We start from the raw sequence: 16,894 nt of genomic DNA on the forward strand, positions 1-16,894 counted from the left end.
GAGCTGGGCCACCGGCTGTACGACGTGCTCCGACGGCTCGACGGCTATGTGGCCGCGGCGGTGGGCCGGGGGGTGCTGCGGCTGACCCGCCTCGACGATCTCGCCCGCCGACCGGGGCGAGGAGTTGACCGAAGGGAGTCTCGGCGGGCATGTGGTGCGGGAGTCCCTGCGGGAGAACTGGGCCCCGGGCACGCCTGTGTTCCGTTCCGGCCCGGTTACCCTCGGGGCTCGCCCCTGCCAGGGCGAGCCCCGGCCGAACCACGGCGGGTGACCGGACGGCGCGCCTCCCTCAACCGAGCAGGTCCTCCGGGCGGAGGGGGATGCCGCGCAGGTGGCGGCCGCGTTCGCGCATGGTGACGAGGAGACGGTGGCCCTCGGCGGCGGGCACGAGGCCGCGGGCGACGGCCTCGCGCATCACGCCGACCGTGTCGAGCACCCGGATGCCGCGCCGGCGGGCGTAGCGGCCGGCGTCGGCGTCGTCGGTGATCCACACGGCGGTGCGGAACTCGCGCCGGGTCTCGATGACGGCCAGCGTCTCGGCCTCGCCGAGGTGCTGCAGCGGCCGGTGGGCGAGGCCGCCGAAGACGACGCGCCGCAGCCGCTCGACGAGGGTCTGCTCGACCTCACCGACGACCTCGATCGGCTCGCCCAGCCAGCCCGCACCGTCGGCCAGTGGGCCGAGGGCCGGGAGGTGGACGGCCGACCGCCGCGCTTCATGGGCGACCGCCTGGGTCCAGCGGCCCCGGTCGTCCAGGACCTTCTCCAGTAACGCGAGCCGGTCCACCGCCGCGAAGCTGCACAGGACCGTGTTGTCGGGGAACCACCAAGGTCTGCTCATGGCTGGAAGACGAGGTCGCCCTTCTCCTCGGCGGGCAGGGCCGCGGCCGACGCCTCGGGGGCCAGCTGCTCGCGCAGGACGTCGGCCTCCCGGTCCAGGTAGGCGGCGAGCGGCCGCAGCGTGGTCTCGGCCGCCTCGTACGCGTCGTAGAGGCCGCGGGCCGGGCCGGACGGGACGCGCTCGGCTACGGCGGAGGCCGTGCGGTCCTGCAGCCGGCCGGCCTCGCCGACGAGCAGGTGGCACTGCTCGGTCGTCATGCCGCGCAGGGCCTTCCTCGCCTCGCCGGAGATCACGCCGAGCTGATGGAGGCGGGCGGCCAGCGCGCTGGGCGAGACCTGGAACCGTACGACCAGCGCGGCCTGCGTCGCCTCGGCGAGGTCGGCGGGCCAGGCGGGTCCGGGAGGTCCGGGCAGGTGCCCCGCCTTCTCCACCGCGAGCACCACCTCCCGCTCCGGCATCAGGAACCCGGCCGCGAAGACGTTGGCGCGGACCTCGTCGTAGTTCTTCTGGTGTCCCGGCGCCAGATGCCGTTCCGCCAGAGGCTGTTGGGCGTCGCGGGCGAGCACGTGCCCCAGCTCGTGGGCGAGGGTGAAGCGCTGGCGCGTCCACCGGTCGGTGCGGGCGAGGAGGACGAGGCGGAACGCGTCGGTGTGCCAGGCGACGCCGTCCACCCCCGCGGGCAGCCCGACCTGGGCGACGTCGACCCCGAAGACCTGGTCGACGACATCGACGAGCTGGGGGGTGTCCAGCTCCGCCACCGAGGCCACGCCGTGGGACTCCAGCAGGGCCAGGGCTTCCCGGGCCAGCGCCTCGCCCTGGTCGACGAACCTCTCCATGTCCTCCGGCGGCGCGGGCAGTTCGGGGAGGGGACGGGCGCGCCCGAGGGCCTCGAGCACCTCGTAGGCGCCGGTGAAACGCCGCAGCAAGGACTCGAGCGAGGCGTCGGAGGAGCCGCCGGCTCCCGGCGCCTTGCCTGGCCGCGCGTCCGGGGGGACGGCCGGAGAGCTCCTCCCCGGCCCCTCCGCCCCCGCCGCCCCGGTTGTCCTCGCGGCGAAGCTCGGCCGGAGCGGTTCGCGGCCGCTGAGCAGCCAGTCCACCGTCGTGTCGCCGAACTCCGCGACGCGGGCGAGGTCCAGCGAGGTGAAGCGGCGCACGCCGTTGAGGGACTTGGACAATTTGTCCGCGGTCAGCCCGACCCGCTCCGCGAACGCCGCCTGGCTGAGGGACGCCGCGTCCATGACCTTGCGTACCCGGTCGTGCACAGACTCGTCCATACAGTGACGTTAGCCCCGCGTTGCGAAAATCGCAATGCCCCGTCCGGGTGGCCTTCCGCCCGGTGCCGCCCTCGGTCAGGATGGGGACGTGATCGCTGCGCCTCCCGGGGACCCCGTCGAACTCCCGCCCGCCGTCGCGGCGCTGGCCGCCGGACGGCCGGTCCGGGCGGTGTGGCGCAACCTGCTCGGCGGCCTCACCTTCCGCATCGGCGACGAGGCCGGTGCGGAGCCCGACGGCCCTCCGCACTTCGTCAAGTGGGCGCCCACCGGGAGCGGGCTGGACCTCCCGGCCGAGGCCGTCCGGCTGCGCTGGGCCGCCTCGTACGCCGCCGTGCCGCCTGTGCTGGCGGAGGGCGGCGACGCCACCGGGACCTGGCTCCTCACCCTGGGCCTGCCGGGCACCTCCGCCGTGGACGAGCGGTGGAAGGCGGACCCTACGACGGCGGTCCGCGCCGTCGGCGCCGGGCTGCGCGCCCTGCACGACGCCCTCCCGGTCGCGGACTGCCCGTTCGACTGGTCGGTGGAACGGCGGCTGGCCAAGGCCCGCTCCCGCGTCGCGTCGGGCGCCGTGGACCCCGCCGCCTGGCCGGCGGAACTGCGCCACCTGGGCACCGTGGAACGGGCGATGCGCCTGCTGGAGGACCCGCCCCCGGTCGACCGCCCGGTCGTCTGCCACGGCGACGCCTGCGCTCCCAACACCCTGGTCGGCGACGACGGCGAACCCACCGGCCATGTCGACCTCGGCGCCCTGGGCGTGGCGGACCGCTGGGCCGACCTCGCCGTCGCCACGTGGAGCACCCACTGGAACTACGGCCCGGGGTGGGCGGAGACCCTGCTCGACGCGTACGGCGTCGAGGCGGACCGGGAGCGGATCACCTACTACCGGGTGCTGTGGGAGCTGACCGGCTGACCGCCCCGACGTGCTTCTTCCGAACGAGGCTCCGGCGGAGCCGGGCCGGTCGAGCCGGGCTGGTCGAGCTCCTGCCCCCGCGAGTGCCCTAGTAGGTGCGCCGACGCTGCAGCTGTATGCCGGCGCCGATGACCATCGCCCCCGCGATCAGCCCCGCCGGGAACCGCAGCCCTCTCGCGTCACCGTCCGCCACGGGCCGTGGCGCCAGCCGGTGCTGCGGGTCGTACCTGATCCGCAGCCGCCGCCCCTGCCGCCCGACGTCCCCTGCCCAGGTCATCTCCCTGGGGCTCCCGCCGGGGCAGGACAGCCGGAAGTGGAAGGTGGTCGTGGTCGTGGCGGTGATGTGGCCCTGCGCGTCGGTGCTGGTCGAGGTCACCGTCCGGGAGGTCTTCTCCAGGACCTCGCACGTGACCTCCCGTCCGCGGCTCTCCAGGACGAGCGCCTCGAAGTCACCGGTGATCAGGACCAGGGACCAGAGCACGAGCGCCGTCGGCACGAACGACAACAGGTCGCGGAAGAGGAAGTGTCCGGCGAGCACGAACGCGACCGCGACCCCCACCAGGTCGAACCACGAGGCCCCCGGCCCGTACGCCTTGAGCAACAGGAACCCGAGCAGTACCGCCACGACGACCAGAGGCGCGAGGAGTGCCGTCACGACCCGCGACCCTCGCCCCCGGCGCCTGGTCCGCCTCCGCACCGCCGACCATCCGTCCATGACCTCTCCCCCCGACCCCGCCCGAAGTATCCCCGCAGGACCGGTGGGCGTCGACAGGAAGATCATCGCCAACCACCGCTAGGCGAGCGGAACCTCGGCCCCGCGCTCCTCCACCGGCCGGGGGCCGAAGATGCGCCGTTCGGACTCCGTGATGGCGACGTCGTTGATGCTCGCCTCGCGCCGCCGCATCAGCCCACGTACGTCGAACTCCCAGAGCTCGTTGCCGTAACTGCGCCACCACCGGCCTTCCGCGTCGTGCCACTCGTACTGGAAGCGCACCGCGATCCGGTCGCCGTCGAAGGCCCACAGACTCTTGCGCAGCGCGTAGTCGAGCTCGCGCTCCCACTTGCGCGTCAGAATGGCGACGATCTCCTCCCTGCCCCGCAGGAACGCGTCCCGGTTGCGCCAGACGGAATCCGGCGTGTAGGCCGACGCCACACGCAGCGGATCGCGGGTGTTCCAGGCGTCCTCGGCGGCCTGGACCTTGCGCAGGGCGGTCTCCCGGGTGAACGGCGGGTAGGGCGGTCGGTCCTCGGTCATGTCAGCCTCCTGCAAGTGGAGAACGTGCGTTCTCCACGTCTCGCCGACTAAAGTAGAGAACGCCCGTTCTCGACGCAAGGAGTCCCGATGCCCGCCCCGCTCACGGAGGAGCAGAACCGCCGCGCCCGCGAGGACCTGCTGGACGCGGCGGAGAAGCTGTTCTACGAACAGGGCATCCAGGCCGTGGGCATGGACCAGGTCAGGACGGCAGCCGATCTCCCCCTGAAGCGGATCTACCGCCTCTTCCCCACCAAGGAGGACCTGGTGGTGGCGATGCTGCGGCGCCGCGACCGGCGCTGGCGGGCGAGCCTGGCGGACCACGTGGAGCAGGCTCCCGGCCCCCGCTCACAGCCCGGGGAACGCGTCCTGGCGGTCTTCGACTGGCTGGCCGGCTGGTTCGCCGAACCCGGCTTCCGGGGCTGCGCCTGGATCAACGCCCACGGCGAGCTCGGCTCCGCCTCCCCCGCCGTGCTCGCCGAAGTCCGGTCGCACAAACGGGCGTTCCGGGAGCAGCTAGCCGAGTGGGTGCGTGCCGCAGGGGCGCCGGCCGCCGCCGACGCGGTCTTCCTGCTGGCAGAGGGCGCCATCGTCACCGCGGGCATCACCGGGGACCCGGCGCCGGCCCGTCAGGCACGGGCGGCCGTGGCGGCCCTGCTGGCTCAGCAGGGCGGTGAGACGGCGGACCCGTCCGGTTCCGCCCCGGCCTCGATCTCGTAGAGCTGCCCCGACGGGACGTCGGACCCCAGATCCCGGCCGTACGTGCGGCGGAGCTCCTCCGCTCCGGTGAAGTACAGCGTGACGACCCGCGCGCTTCCGTCACCGCCCTTGGTGAAGCACACGTCCTGGTGCCGGACCTCGACACCCGGCGGGGGCGCCGGAAGTTCCATCGGCGGCGGCGCGTCGGAGGGCTCGGGGTTCGCGAAGTACCTCCACCCGTCCGCGCGGGCCACCCGGCGGTAGTGCGCGATCACCTCCTCCGCCGAGCCGGGGTGGACGAACAGCCGCCGCGCCGAGAGCCACGCGTCACCGCTGTCGTCCGAGCACGACGAGTACGCCGCGGCGTCTCCCCCGGCCGCCTTCGCGCCCGGCGGCGGGGAGGCCAGCAGGGGCGTGTCCTGAAGCTCCCGCATCAGGCTCTCCGTCCCCTCGCAGCCCTCGAACGGCGACAGCGTGGAACACCCGACCGGCCCCCCGGCGAGCAGGACCACGGACAGCAGCACGCCGGCCACGCGGCCGGCGCAGGCGGGAGACCGACGCCACCGCCGCACGTCGCCGGTGGTGCGGACGAGGAAATGCGCAGACGTGGCGTCACACCCGGGCACCCTCGCATCACCCTCGCCGCGAACGGTCGTGACCAGGCCCATGCTGCATGACTCCCTTGATCACCGCGGACAGGTCGGCGCACGGTATCCGGACCCCGGCCGTGGAGCAACCGGCCTACCCGCACGGGTCCTTCAGGTCAGGACGAGTAAACCGAATTCTCCTGCCGGAACACCTTCGGCCCCCCCAGCCGGATACGGCGGCCAAGGCCTCGTCGAGCGTCATCCCGACCGACGGGGGCCCGACGCCCCAGGGCGGGCCGGCACCAGATCCATGCGCGTCACGTCACCCACGGCGTCACCGCGCACGAGCATCCCCGGGCGACCACGTCTTCGACCAGGACGCGGACCGACCCGCGGGGCGCTCGGAACAGGTAACTCCCTTATCGCGGTGGGCGGTCCCGGCTCAGTCACGCACGACAAACGCTCGGCCATGAGGCAGGGTGCGGGAATGAGATCTCGAGCTGCCGGCATGTGGTGGGGCACGTCGATCGAGGCACCGGACCCGGCCGGCCTGGCGAGGTTCTACGCCGGACTCCTCGACTGGCACATCAGCCACGAGGAACCTGGAACATCCGTCCTCGCCGCCTCCCCGCACGGACCGTTCTTCGTCTTCCAGCAGGCGGACGGCTACCGGGCCCCGACGTGGCCCCCCGTCGACGGCGAGCAGCGCCCGATGATGCACCTCGACTTCCAGGTCGGCGACCTGGACCCGGCGGTCGCCGAAGCGGTCGCTCTGGGCGCCACGGTGGCGGAGTTCCAGCCCCAGGAGAACGTCAGGGTGCTCTTCGACCCGGCCGGCCACCCCTTCTGTCTGTGCTTCGACGAAGGGTGAACTGTGGCCAGGGGCGGTGCGCCCGGCGCTGCGCCGAAGGCGGTCTCACTCCGATCCGCCGCCGCTTCTTGCTGTTATCAGATTGTCCGATCGAGCGGTCGCCCTCCTCGTGAGGGCTCGGCAACTCGTCATGCCACTGCGCCGAAGAGGTCGTTGAACGCCTCGGTCATCGACGGGTGGGTGTAGATCCCGTCGCGCAGCACACGCGCGGTGGCACCGAGACGGAGCGCGACCGCAAGCGTGTTCACCGTCTCGTGCGCGTCATGGGCGAGCATCGCCACGCCCAGCACCTCGTCGGTCTCCGCGTCCACGATCGCCTTCATCATGCCGCGCGCGTCACCGACGATCTTGGCGCGCGGCACGGTCGCCATATCGGCCACCTTCCGTACCGCGAGTTTCAGCGGCCGACCGGTGGCACGGGCCTGGGCCTCGGTCATGCCCACCCGCGCGAGTGGCGGGGTCGTGAACACGACGTGAGGCACGAAGGCGCGATCCGCTGTCGACCGCTCACCTGCTCCGGTGAGCTGGTCGCGCACGATCCGGAAGTCGTCCAGCGAGACGTAGGTGAACTGCGGCCCGCCGTTGACGTCGCCGACGGCGTACACGTGCGGCAGTGTCGTGCGCAGGTGCTCGTCGACCAGGACCTCGCCTCGCCGGCCGACCTCGATGCCGACCTCCGCCAGACCCAAGCCGTCAGTCATCGGACGCCGGCCCAGCGCGGCGAGCACGAGATCCCCTGCCACCGTGCGGCTCGTCCCGTCGGCCGCGCGGTAGGTCACCGCGGCCCGGTCGCCCTCGTCGGTGACCGCCTCGGCGGGCGCGTCGGTGAGGACCGCGACGCCGGCCGCCGTCAGCAGGGCCTGCACCTCGGCGGCGATGTCCGGGTCCTCGGCGGGCAGCACCTGGGGGCCCCGCTGGATCATGGTGACCTTGGCGCCGAACGCGGCGTACATCGAGGCGAACTCCACCCCGACGTAGCCGCCGCCGAGGACGACCAGCTCACGGGGCCGCTCGGTCAGCGCCAGCAGCCCGGTACTGGTCACCACCCGCTGCGAGTCGGTGAGGCCGGGGATGGGCGGCATGCGCGAGACCGAGCCGGTGTTGATCACGATCGTGGCGGCCTTGACGGTGAGTTCGTCCCCAGCCGCGGCGACGACGAGGGTGTGCGGGTCGACGAAGCGGGCCCGGCCGGTGATCACGCTCGACGTCTCGGGTGAGTCGAAGAGCTGGAAGTTCTTCGCCCGCATCGCCCCGACGAGGGCCGTCTCCTTCTCCGCCGCCTGCTGGAACCAAGTCACCGGGTCGACCCGAGGATCGGGGTGCTCGGTCTGAAAAATCAAGGCCTTGGTCGGGACACAGCCGGTGTTGATACAGGTCCCGCCGTACATCTGATCGGACTGTTCGATCAGCACGACCCGCTTGCCCGCCTTGGCCAGTGCCCCGACGAGCGTCTTGCCGCCCTTGCCGAAACCAATGACAGCAAGATCCACCTCGATCGCGCCCATGGCGCTCAGTTCGCCCGGCATCTGGTGCGGGGCCGACCCGCGCGGCTGGAGACGGCCCGCGTCAGTGCGCCCAGGGCAGGCGAATCGCCTCGAGGTCGGGATCGTGCAGCACCGCCTCGACGAGGCCGGGCGGACCGGCGACCTTGGTACCCCAGAGGTCGTAGTCGGTGCACAGGACCCAGGAGCGGTCGGCTGCCCAGAGGTTGGACGGGCTGAAGTCGGCCTCGGAGGCGTCGTACAGGGCCTCTGCGTCGCCGAGGCGGCCGACGCGGACGTCGAGGGCGTCGAGGGCGTCGAGGGCGTCGAGGGCGTCGAAGTCGCCGAGCAGCAGGGGGCTGTAGTAGGCGAAGCAGGGAGTGTCAGGGCCGGCGGGGCTGTGGTCGGTGAGGACGGCGGTCAGCCGGGTCCAGGTCTCTCGGTCCAGGCTCCCCTCGGTGGGCGGGATGATGCCGAGCGGCCAGCTGCCGTCCTTCTTGGCCGAGGGGAAGCAGCGGAAGCACGGGAGCAGCCCGTGGGGCACGACCGGGTCGCCGGTCCGCCGCGCGAGCTCGGCCCAGCGCAGCCGTCGCCAGCCGGGGCCCGGGTGCCGGGCGCGGCCCAGGCCTCCGCCCATGGCGATGCCCACGGCGTCGAGGTCGATGCCCCCGAGGACGTGCCGCTGCACGGTCCCGTCCGCCACCCTCGCCCGGTGGTGGTCGTCGTAGGAGACGTCGCCGGGCCCGCTCTCGTGCTCGTACATGGCGTTGAGCACCCACGCCGCGTCGGGCATCGCCGGGGGCATGAAGCCGGTGATCCCGTCGCCGCACAGTTCCCGCAGCCAGTCGGCGGCCCCGGACGGCGCGGGCGGCCACAGGCTCGGCATCGGGCTCGCTTCGTCGGACATGTGACTCATCGTCGCAGGTCAGGTCACCGTCTCGGGCAGGCAGAGACCGTGGACGTCCGCTCGTCAGCGTCTCGTGCGGGGGTCGGGTGAGGGGAACGTGCCGAAGGGCGTGACGTCCGGGCGGGTGGTCATGGTCGGCACGGGCTCCGCGGGTTGCGGTCCCCACACCGCCGGGCCGGTTCCCCTCGGGACGGCAGGCCGCGCTGCGGGCCGCACGGCAGCGGGAGTCGCGCAGCAACGGCAGGAGTCCGCCCGGTTCCAGCGGTGCCATTCGAGGAGGTCCCGCACGCGGGCGCGGACGCCCTCGTGACGGTTGTGGAGTTGGCCGCGCAGGAGTGGGGCGCTGTCCCGCATGCCGGTGAGGGCGGTCGCACGCACGCGGGGGTCGGGGTCGTCGGCGAACGGTTGCAGCGCCTCGTCGGGGAGGGCGCGGAGCAGCCGCAGCGCCGACAGTGCGCGGGCACGGACCGCGGCGTCCGGGTGCTGGGTGAGGGGATGAAGCAGGGCTGCGTCCTCCGCGTGCCCCTGTTCGGCGAGACCGATCACCGCGGCAGGGCCCACGGCGGCCGGGTCGGAGCACAGGGCCCGGTAGTGGGTGCGGGGGTCCTCGCCCAGGGCGCGAAGGCCGCGGCACGCCGCCGCGCGGACACCGCCGGAGGGGTCGGTCAGGTACCGCCGCAGCTCGCCGCGTCGGTCCGCCCGGTCGCCGTCGCCCAGCCGCGCCACGGCGGCGGACCGGACGTACGTGTCCCGTGCGGACAGCAGTTGGCCGAGGACGGTGTCCGCCTCGGGGTGGGCGAGGACGGCGTCGCACGCCTGCCGCCGGATCTTCCGGTACCCGTGCGCGACGGCGAGTCCGGCCAGGTCCCGGGCGCTGAGCAGCTCTGCTTCCACCGCCGAGGCGAGCACGTCGAGGCGGGGGCCGTACGCGCGGTCGGCGTCCAGACGGGCGAGGACCCGGGTGCGGGCGTCGTCGGCGTCGGCCGGTCTGCCGGACGCGAGCGCGAGGCGTATGGCGGTACGAACGGCGTGGACCCGTACGCTCTCCACGGGGTCGTTCGCCGCCGTCGTCCAGGCCCGTGCCAGGTCGAGCCGTCCGTGAGCGGCACCCGCGTTCAAGCCGGCCAGGCGGGTCTCCTGTTCGCTGCCACTCAGGAGTTGGGTCAGCGCCTGTCCGGGCAGCCCGTCCGGACGGTCCAGCACCGTCTCCCGCAGCCAGGCGCCGTGGCGCCATCGCCCCACCAGCACCGCCAGGGCGGCCGGTGTGGCATGTGCGGCCGGTTGCCGCGAGGCGGCGAAGTCCGCGCCGCCGAGGCCTTGGTGGGCGACGGCGCGCGCGAGGGCCCGAACCCGCGGGTGCGTGTCCGCGGTATGGATCAGGACGAGCGGCAGGAGGGAGTCGGGCAGCGCCCCCGACGCGGCGAGGTCGAGCGCGGCCGCACGGACGCGCGGATCCACGTGGCTGAGGCACAGGGCGATTTCGGACGAGGTGGGCGGCGAACTCCAGGAAGGAGCACCGCCGCCCGGGCCGTCCTGCCAGTACGGTGCCCGGCTCCAGTCCGCGATCTCCCGCATGTCGAACCACCGGAAGCCGATCCGTAGCCTTCCCTTGAAGATCCCGGGACGGGACATCAGGGAGGTACTCACGTGCACCTCGCTGTCGAGGTCGACCCACTCCTCCGCGGTCATTGCCTCGGTCGGAACGCACAGGTCATTGCCGTGCAGCAGCCGTTCGGCCGGGCTGTAAAGCTGAGTGGGGCCGAGCCCGTACGCCGTCATGGACGGACTGTAACGCGGGCTTCCACCCTCCCCACCAGTGGTTTTCCGCGCGGCGGTGACGCCGGCCTGGCAGGATGACGGCATGCTGATCCGAAAGGCTGATGCCGCGTAGGCGTCCGAAAGGGCTGCGCGCGGAGTGTTGGCGGCCCACAAGAGGCGTCCCGGTGCGCCAGGTCCGCGGTGTTTCCGCGGCAACTCGCGTAGCGATCCGGAAGTTGGAGGAGGAGCGCCTGTGGCCGGGCGCCGTCGCCGCAGACCTGGCGGAGTGCCGGCGGTATCTGGGAAAGCCCGGGCGCTTCCTGCCGGATCCGGAGATGGACTGCAGCCACTGTGATCCTCTGGTGGCGCGGGATTGCCTGGAGGCCGTGCTGCTGCGGCTTCCCCGCGGTGCTCGGACAGACCTGGGCAGGATCGTGGCCGAGCTGGACGCCGAGTTCGACCGCAGGTTCGTCCCCCTGAACCCGCACCTCGTGCTGACGCCGCCGTTCGGAGCTTGCGGGCATTGGCGGCGGCGATTCATGGAGAACTACTGAGGGTGGCGAGAGTCGCTCCCTGCTCGCCCCGCCCGACCTCGGGCCGTTGGCCCGGACCGCCTCAGACGCGTTCCAGCGGGCGGTGCGGGAAGGGCGGGAGTTCCACGGTGACGGCGTCGCCGGGGTGGACGGTTCCGCTCTGCCGCACCACGGCCATGACACCCGCCTTGAACGTGAAGTCACCGGACGACGGGTCGATCGTGAACATCTCGCCCAGCAGCCCCTGACGGAAGTCGTTGATCTTCGCGCACGGGTTGCGCAGTCCGGTCACCTCGATCACCGCGTCCTGTCCGAGGTGGAGCAGGGTGCCGGTCGGGAGGCCGAGGAGGTCCACGCCGCGGGTGGTGATGTTCTCGCCGAGCTGTCCGGCGGAGACGTCGAAGCCCTTCAGCGCGAGCTCCGCGAAGAGCTCCTCGTGCATCAGGTGGACCTGGCGGAGGTTGGGCAGGTCGGGCTCGTACGTCATGCGGAACTGGTGGCGGATGGTCCTCCCCGCGTGGACGTCATCCTCCACCCCCAGGCCTTCCAGCAGCGTGACGGACGGCTGGTTGGGCTTGCTGAACGAGTACTGCGCGTTGCGGCTCACTGCGGTGATCCTGCCGTCGGCCATCGCGTGCTCCCCCGTCTCTCGTCGGTCTGCGGCGGCCGATCATAGAGGGCGTTAGGGCGTTCGCAGAGGGCAGGGCGTTGCGGTCACGTCCGCCGGGGGGACCGCGGTGCACGGCGGTGGCATGATGACCGGCGAGCGGACGGGGGCCGCCGACGTTTCGCGTCCGGCGGTCCCGGCGGGCCGTACCGCGTCCATCGGGAGGAACCGCAGTCATGGCCGGAGCAGTCACGGAACAGGGCCGGGGCGGCCGCGCCGTCGTGCGGGGCGCCGGCATGCGGCACCGTCTGTTGCTCGCGACGGGCGCCTTGACGGCCCTGACGACGCTCATGGGCTGCGCGGACTCCGGGGACGACGTCATGTGCACGAAGAGAGGCATGGACTCCGGTGTCTCCGTGGTGTGGCGTCCCGCCGATTTCCCCGACGGGGCGACGACCCTACGGGTGTGCGTGAACGGCACGTGCAAGCAGAGACCGTCCGGTGACCCGAACGATCCCGTCCTGAGCGTCTCGACACCGCTCCGGCAGGACGTCGGCGCGGTGACGGTCACCGTGCGGTTGACGGTGACCGCGGGCAAGGACGAGCGCGTCGTCACGACGGACACCCGGCGGGTGAAGCTCAGGGAGCAGCACCCCAACGGCGCCTCCTGCCCGCCCACCGCCTGGACGGCCACCCTTCGCGCCCACCCGTCGAAGGGGCTCATCTCCGCCAAGGGCCTCTCGTTGCAGTGACGTCGGTGAGGGGCGTGCCGGAGGTCAGGAGGTGCCGGCAGCTCCCTCGCTGAAACGCCCGTCCGGACGCTGTCCGCCGACGACGTCGAGGGCGGTGCCGTAGAGCCGGTCCGCCGTCAGCCGGATCACCACGCGCCGTTCGGCGACGAGTTGCTCGAAGAACGCGCGCTCGTCCTCCGGCTTCGCGCTCTCCGGGACCATCGAGAGGAGTTCACGACCGACCTCGTCACCCGGTTCCGTCGTGACGTCGGATACCTCGGCCTCGCCCTCGGCCACGGCGAACGACCAGACGTCGCTGCCCTGGACGTGGAGTGACGCGTGCGCGTTGTGCTGCAGGTGACGGAGTTTGACCCGGTCTGCGGTGGTCGAGAAGCGGGCGACGCGTGCCTGGGGGTCCCAGTGGTAGAGCATGGTGGTCAGGTGGGGATGACCACTGCGCTTCACGGTGGCGAGTGTGCCGAACTGCTGATCGCCGAGCAGTCGGGACAGAGCGTCGTCGGACAGTGGCCGGGGCGCGGGTCCTTGGGTCATGCTGTTGCCAACTACCCTATGCAGCAGGGTATTTCCGCCGGCGAGCACGACCCGCTGATCAGTGTCCGCCGAGTGACCAGAAGTGCAGCGCGGACCGGTCCTCGGACACGGTGTACCACGCGCCGGGGCCCGCGCCGAGCGGGCTCCCGTGGACGGGGAACGGGTAGGCGAGCCGGCCGCGCACCGTCATGGTGGCCGGTTCGAGAAGCCAGTGCCGGGGCGACGCCGTCTCTCCGTGGACCTCGCTGCCCACCACCGCCGCGTCGTCGTGGGGAAAGGCCGCCTGGTGGCCCCACCAGACCTGGTCCTCATCCGGTGCGGGCGACACGGCGTCGCTGTCGTCGTCACCGGTGCGGGGGTGGGCGCCGGCCAGCCGCCGTTGTTCCTTGCCGTCCTCGGCCCGGAGGAGGGCAAGCGACCACTGGCCGGGATCGGTGGCCAGGACGTGCCGGCCGTCGGGGCTCGCGGCGAGCAGCACGGTCTCGTCGAGCCGGCGGAAGGTGAGGGTCCGGCCGTCCCAGTGCCCCCACAGGGCAGGGGACTCGTCGTCGCCCTCGCCGACGGTGAGGCCCATCCGGGCGGGGTCGGGGTGCGGGGTGTGGAAGCTCGCGCCGCAGGTGTCGGTCCGCGCGCTCGCCAGGACGGTGCCGTCGGCGGCGTCCAGGACGACCCACTCCTCGTCGAGGTCGGCGTCCGGCCCGCGGCGGACATGCGCCCACACCACGGCCCCGTCGGACGAGAACGCGGCGGATGCCCTGTTCGCGTGGGCGTGGTGGAAGTCGTCCGCGTACTCGTCGAAGGCACGGTGCTCCACCTCGCACACCGCCTCCGACCAGCAGCCGTGCAGGTACTCCCAGCGCACGGCCCCCGTCGCGTCCACGGCGCGGACGGCGTGCACTCCGGAGAAGACGGCGAGGTCACCCGTCGGGGCCACCGTCACGGTGCCGTAGTCGCGAGGCCAGGGCGCCGGTATGCGGGTCCCGGGGCCGCCACCGTCCAGGTCCCGTACCGCGATTTCGCCGTCGCCCCGCTGCACCAGCAGGCGGCTTCCTCCGCCGGCAGGGCACAGCACCTCCAGGTGCTCCAGGCGCTCCGAACTCCCGAGCGGGGCGCGGACGGTGGCGAGGTGCCGGGCGGTGACGGTCACGAACGGTCCCCCACGAAGGTTGCCGCGGATGCTGCGGTCGATGCGGTCATGCGGTCGATGCGTGGGGATCGTGCCACAGCCGGCCCTTCATCAGGCGTGAACCAGCGGTTCACCGCGGGACACCAGCTGTGAACGCAACGGCTCGCCGTGTTCAGCGCGGCCGACGGGGCCGGTCTCAGCCGTGCCGCCGGTGCCGGCCCTCCCGGGTCTTCCGGGTCTTTCGGGCCCCCGGGATCGGTCCCCGGGCGACCATCCCGGTGACGCCCGCTCATGGCCCGGCGCGGCTGCTCGTCCACCGGGTCGGACGTTCCTCATCGTGGAGGGACGGCTGAGGAGCCGAAGCCTGAACCTGGAGGGTGGGACACCGCATGACGAACCCGAACGCCGACGACGCGGCCACGGCGGACCACGCGCTGAAGGCCAAGCACCGGGCGATGTGGGCGCAGGGCGACTACCCCTCGATCGCCGCCGATCTGATCGCCGGCCTGGGTCCCCTGCTGGTGCAGCAGAGCGGGGTGGGACCCGGGCAGCGGGTGCTGGACGTCGCGGCGGGTACCGGCAACGCCTCGATCCCGGCCGCGCTGACCGGCGCGGAGGTCGTCGCCAGCGACCTGACGCCCGAGCTGCTGGAGGTCGGCCGCGCGCTGGCGGCCGAGCGAGGCGTGGAGATCGAGTGGCGCGAGGCGGACGCGGAGCGACTGCCGTTCGGTGACGCCGAGTTCGACGTCGTGCTCTCCGTGGTGGGCATCATGTTCGCGCCGCACCACCAGGCCGCCGCCGACGAACTGCTCCGCGTCTGCCGCCCGGGCGGCACGATCGGGCTGATCGCCTGGACCCCGGAAGGCTTCCTGGGCAAGATGCTGGCGGTGATGAAGCCGTTCATGCCGCCGCTGCCGCCCGGTGCGCAGCCGCCTCCACTCTGGGGTGGCGAGCAGCACGTCCGCGAGCTCCTCGGCGACCGGGTGAGCGGGCTGAGCGCCGAACGCCGCGAGCTGGTCGTCGACGCGTTCGCCTCCCCCGAGGAGTTCCGGGACTACTTCAAGCAGCGGTACGGCCCGACCATCGCCGCCTACCGCGCCATCGGCGACGACCCGGACCGCATCGCCCAGCTGGACCGCGGCCTGGCCGACCTCGCGCGGGAGCACGACCGGGGCGAGGGCGACGGCGTCGTCATGGACTGGGAGTTCCTGATGGTCACCGCGACCCGCGGCACTGACGCCTGAGAGCGGGTCCGGGGCGGTGTCAGATCCACTGTCCCCACCCGAACGTGAACAGGTAGGAACGGCGCACGGCGTCCATGCCACGGACGCCGCGCAGGCGCATGACGGCGAGCGTCGCGAGGAACAGGGCGGCGAAGACCCCGGCCACGGCGCTGCCGGGGACGGGGCCGGCCAGCAGGGCGGTCACCGCGACGGCGACTGCGACGACGCCCAGGCCGAGGTGCGCGTCCGGGGGCTCGGCGCGCAGCACCTCGCGGGCGGCCCCGCGTGCGCCCCGCAGCCCGGCGTCGTACCGTTCGCGCGCCGCGGCCGGGTCCGCGAATCGGCCTTCGGGCCACTGCTCCGGCATGTCACCCCCACCTGTGCGTGCGCCCGTACGGGCGCGCGTCGAGGTCATGTTCGTCGGCGGCGACGCGCAGGTCAACGGGCGCCGGAGGGCGTCCGAAGGAGGGCCGGCGCCCCGCAGGCAACGGGGAGGCCGGTCCGCAGGGCGCCGGGTCAGCCCTCGACGACCAGGTTGCTCGCCCTCAGCGCCTCCACCATCTCGGGCGGGGCGTCGGCCGTCGAGCCGGTCGCGTAGGGCGGCTCGGGCGCGTACTCCATGACCAGCTGGATCGACTCGGCGACCCGGGGGCCCGCGATCACCCCAGCCAGGTGGAGCGCCAGGTCGATCCCGGCCGAGACCCCGGCCGACGTGGCGTACTTCCCGTCGACGACGATCCGCTCGTCACCGACCGGTGTCGCGCCGAACGCCTCCAGCATCTCGAGACAGATCCAGTGCGAGGTGGCCCGGCGGCCGGTGAGCAGGCCGGCCGCGGCAAGCAGCAGGGAGCCGGAGCAGACGGACGTGGTCCAGGTGGCGCCCGCGTCCACCTGACGGATCCAGTCCAGCGTGGGTCCGTCGTCGAGCAGGTCCGCGCAGCCGGGGCCGCCGGACACGAGGAGTACGTCCGCGTCGGTCACGTCGGAGTACCCGGCGTCCGCGGTGAGGGCGAGGCTGCCCATGTCGGTGCGCACGGGGCCGGGTCGGGCGGCGGTGAAGACGACCTCCGCGCCGGGGATGCGGGAGAGGACCTCGTAGGGCCCGACCGCGTCCAGCGCGGTGAAGTTGTCGTACAGCAGGACGGCGATCTTCGTGCTCATCGGTTACCTCCGTGAGGTGTGTCGGGCCAGTGCGACGGCCCGTCGGCTGTGGATGCGTCGGATGGGGATGCGTAGGTGCCGGGTGCGTGGGCGGTGGACCTCCCCCTGGCGGGCGTCTCAGCCGCGGCATTCCCAACGGCAGGCGGCGAAAAGGCAGGCAGCCCAACGGCAGGCGGCGAAGAGGCAGGCAGCCCAACGGCAGGCGGCGAAAAGGCAGGCAGCCCAACGGCAGGCAACCCGGCGGCAGATGACTTACCGGCAGGCGACCCGACGGCGGTCGGCCCTACGGCAGTTGGCCCAACGACGGGCGCCCCACCGGCAGGCGCCCCGGCGGCGGATGCCCCGTCGGCGGTTGCCCCGGTGGCCGGCGCGGCACCCGTGGAC

The 16,894-nt window shown here is 73.0% G+C and carries 19 protein-coding genes; 6 read left to right on the forward strand and 13 right to left on the reverse strand.

The genetic code is table 11. The features are described 5' to 3' along the window. Positions 1 to 289 precede the first annotated feature (289 nt). Both ACOV8S_RS24055 and ACOV8S_RS24060 read right to left on the reverse strand, forming a co-directional pair. Positions 290 to 838 carry a hypothetical protein gene (locus ACOV8S_RS24055; RefSeq protein ID WP_448320220.1) on the reverse strand — a complete coding sequence of 183 codons (549 nt, stop codon included), beginning with the start codon at positions 836 to 838 and terminating at the stop codon, positions 290 to 292. Continuing rightward, positions 835 to 2,112 (reverse strand): helix-turn-helix domain-containing protein, encoded by a 1,278-nt coding sequence (locus ACOV8S_RS24060; protein ID WP_448320222.1) that lies wholly within the window; start codon positions 2,110 to 2,112, stop codon positions 835 to 837. The genes ACOV8S_RS24055 and ACOV8S_RS24060 overlap by 4 nt, the downstream gene beginning before the upstream one ends. An 88-nt stretch (positions 2,113 to 2,200) precedes the next feature. Between ACOV8S_RS24060 and ACOV8S_RS24065 the strand changes: the two genes are divergently transcribed. After that, complete coding sequence (locus ACOV8S_RS24065) at positions 2,201 to 3,022, forward strand: phosphotransferase (RefSeq protein ID WP_448320224.1); 822 nt, start codon at positions 2,201 to 2,203, stop codon at positions 3,020 to 3,022. A gap of 88 nt (positions 3,023 to 3,110) precedes the next feature. Here the strand turns inward: ACOV8S_RS24065 and ACOV8S_RS24070 are convergent, their stop codons facing one another. Both ACOV8S_RS24070 and ACOV8S_RS24075 read right to left on the reverse strand, forming a co-directional pair. Next, positions 3,111 to 3,677 (reverse strand): hypothetical protein, encoded by a 567-nt coding sequence (locus ACOV8S_RS24070; RefSeq protein ID WP_448320225.1) that lies wholly within the window; start codon positions 3,675 to 3,677, stop codon positions 3,111 to 3,113. A 138-nt stretch (positions 3,678 to 3,815) separates the two neighbouring features. Further along, positions 3,816 to 4,277, reverse strand: a complete 462-nt coding sequence (locus ACOV8S_RS24075) for a nuclear transport factor 2 family protein (protein WP_448320226.1) — start codon at positions 4,275 to 4,277, stop codon at positions 3,816 to 3,818. Between the two features lie 87 nt (positions 4,278 to 4,364). Here ACOV8S_RS24075 and ACOV8S_RS24080 point away from each other — a divergent pair, with 87 nt between their 5' ends. Then, entirely contained in the window at positions 4,365 to 4,994 is a 630-nt protein-coding gene (locus tag ACOV8S_RS24080) for a TetR/AcrR family transcriptional regulator (RefSeq protein ID WP_448320228.1), read from the forward strand. On the opposite strand, the gene ACOV8S_RS24085 is transcribed toward ACOV8S_RS24080, so the two are convergent. Then, on the reverse strand, positions 4,937 to 5,407 hold the full coding sequence (locus ACOV8S_RS24085; protein ID WP_448320229.1) for a hypothetical protein: 471 nt from the start codon (positions 5,405 to 5,407) through the stop codon (positions 4,937 to 4,939). The two genes, ACOV8S_RS24080 and ACOV8S_RS24085, sit on opposite strands and share 58 nt — an antisense overlap. Positions 5,408 to 6,047: 640 nt before the next feature. Between ACOV8S_RS24085 and ACOV8S_RS24090 the strand changes: the two genes are divergently transcribed. After that, positions 6,048 to 6,431 (forward strand): VOC family protein, encoded by a 384-nt coding sequence (locus ACOV8S_RS24090; RefSeq protein ID WP_448320231.1) that lies wholly within the window; start codon positions 6,048 to 6,050, stop codon positions 6,429 to 6,431. A gap of 128 nt (positions 6,432 to 6,559) precedes the next feature. Here the strand turns inward: ACOV8S_RS24090 and ACOV8S_RS24095 are convergent, their stop codons facing one another. From ACOV8S_RS24095 to ACOV8S_RS24105, 3 genes are all read right to left on the reverse strand, one after another. After that, positions 6,560 to 7,936, reverse strand: coding sequence for an FAD-dependent oxidoreductase (locus tag ACOV8S_RS24095; RefSeq protein ID WP_448320233.1), 1,377 nt, complete (start codon positions 7,934 to 7,936; stop codon positions 6,560 to 6,562). 61 nt (positions 7,937 to 7,997) lie between these two features. Next, complete coding sequence (locus tag ACOV8S_RS24100) at positions 7,998 to 8,819, reverse strand: hypothetical protein (protein ID WP_448320235.1); 822 nt, start codon at positions 8,817 to 8,819, stop codon at positions 7,998 to 8,000. Positions 8,820 to 8,882: 63 nt separating this feature from the next. After that, positions 8,883 to 10,598: a HEAT repeat domain-containing protein gene (locus ACOV8S_RS24105; protein WP_448320236.1), complete on the reverse strand. Its 1,716-nt coding sequence runs from the start codon at positions 10,596 to 10,598 to the stop codon at positions 8,883 to 8,885. 215 nt (positions 10,599 to 10,813) lie between these two features. On the opposite strand from ACOV8S_RS24105, the gene ACOV8S_RS24110 reads away from it, so the two are divergent. After that, the gene (locus tag ACOV8S_RS24110) at positions 10,814 to 11,131 is read left to right on the forward strand and encodes a hypothetical protein (protein WP_448320238.1); all 318 of its coding nucleotides are present in this window, start codon (positions 10,814 to 10,816) and stop codon (positions 11,129 to 11,131) included. A 61-nt stretch (positions 11,132 to 11,192) separates the two neighbouring features. Here ACOV8S_RS24110 and ACOV8S_RS24115 read toward each other — a convergent pair whose 3' ends face one another. Next, positions 11,193 to 11,741, reverse strand: coding sequence for an MOSC domain-containing protein (locus ACOV8S_RS24115; RefSeq protein WP_448320239.1), 549 nt, complete (start codon positions 11,739 to 11,741; stop codon positions 11,193 to 11,195). A 212-nt stretch (positions 11,742 to 11,953) separates the two neighbouring features. On the opposite strand from ACOV8S_RS24115, the gene ACOV8S_RS24120 reads away from it, so the two are divergent. Continuing rightward, positions 11,954 to 12,469 (forward strand): hypothetical protein, encoded by a 516-nt coding sequence (locus tag ACOV8S_RS24120; RefSeq protein WP_448320240.1) that lies wholly within the window; start codon positions 11,954 to 11,956, stop codon positions 12,467 to 12,469. Between the two features lie 24 nt (positions 12,470 to 12,493). Here ACOV8S_RS24120 and ACOV8S_RS24125 read toward each other — a convergent pair whose 3' ends face one another. Together ACOV8S_RS24125 and ACOV8S_RS24130 are read right to left on the reverse strand one after the other, a co-directional pair. Further along, positions 12,494 to 13,000 carry a pyridoxamine 5'-phosphate oxidase family protein gene (locus tag ACOV8S_RS24125; protein WP_448320241.1) on the reverse strand — a complete coding sequence of 169 codons (507 nt, stop codon included), beginning with the start codon at positions 12,998 to 13,000 and terminating at the stop codon, positions 12,494 to 12,496. Positions 13,001 to 13,058: 58 nt separating this feature from the next. Beyond that, positions 13,059 to 14,147 (reverse strand): hypothetical protein, encoded by a 1,089-nt coding sequence (locus ACOV8S_RS24130; RefSeq protein WP_448320243.1) that lies wholly within the window; start codon positions 14,145 to 14,147, stop codon positions 13,059 to 13,061. A gap of 368 nt (positions 14,148 to 14,515) precedes the next feature. Here ACOV8S_RS24130 and ACOV8S_RS24135 point away from each other — a divergent pair, with 368 nt between their 5' ends. Next, on the forward strand, positions 14,516 to 15,370 hold the full coding sequence (locus ACOV8S_RS24135; protein ID WP_448320244.1) for a class I SAM-dependent methyltransferase: 855 nt from the start codon (positions 14,516 to 14,518) through the stop codon (positions 15,368 to 15,370). A gap of 19 nt (positions 15,371 to 15,389) precedes the next feature. Here the strand turns inward: ACOV8S_RS24135 and ACOV8S_RS24140 are convergent, their stop codons facing one another. Both ACOV8S_RS24140 and ACOV8S_RS24145 read right to left on the reverse strand, forming a co-directional pair. Next, positions 15,390 to 15,716 carry a hypothetical protein gene (locus tag ACOV8S_RS24140; RefSeq protein WP_448320245.1) on the reverse strand — a complete coding sequence of 109 codons (327 nt, stop codon included), beginning with the start codon at positions 15,714 to 15,716 and terminating at the stop codon, positions 15,390 to 15,392. 149 nt (positions 15,717 to 15,865) lie between these two features. Next, complete coding sequence (locus ACOV8S_RS24145; RefSeq protein WP_448320247.1) at positions 15,866 to 16,510, reverse strand: DJ-1/PfpI family protein; 645 nt, start codon at positions 16,508 to 16,510, stop codon at positions 15,866 to 15,868. Between the last annotated feature and the right edge of the window lie 384 nt (positions 16,511 to 16,894).

The sequence above is a fragment of the Streptomyces sp. CO7 genome (assembly GCF_053474865.1).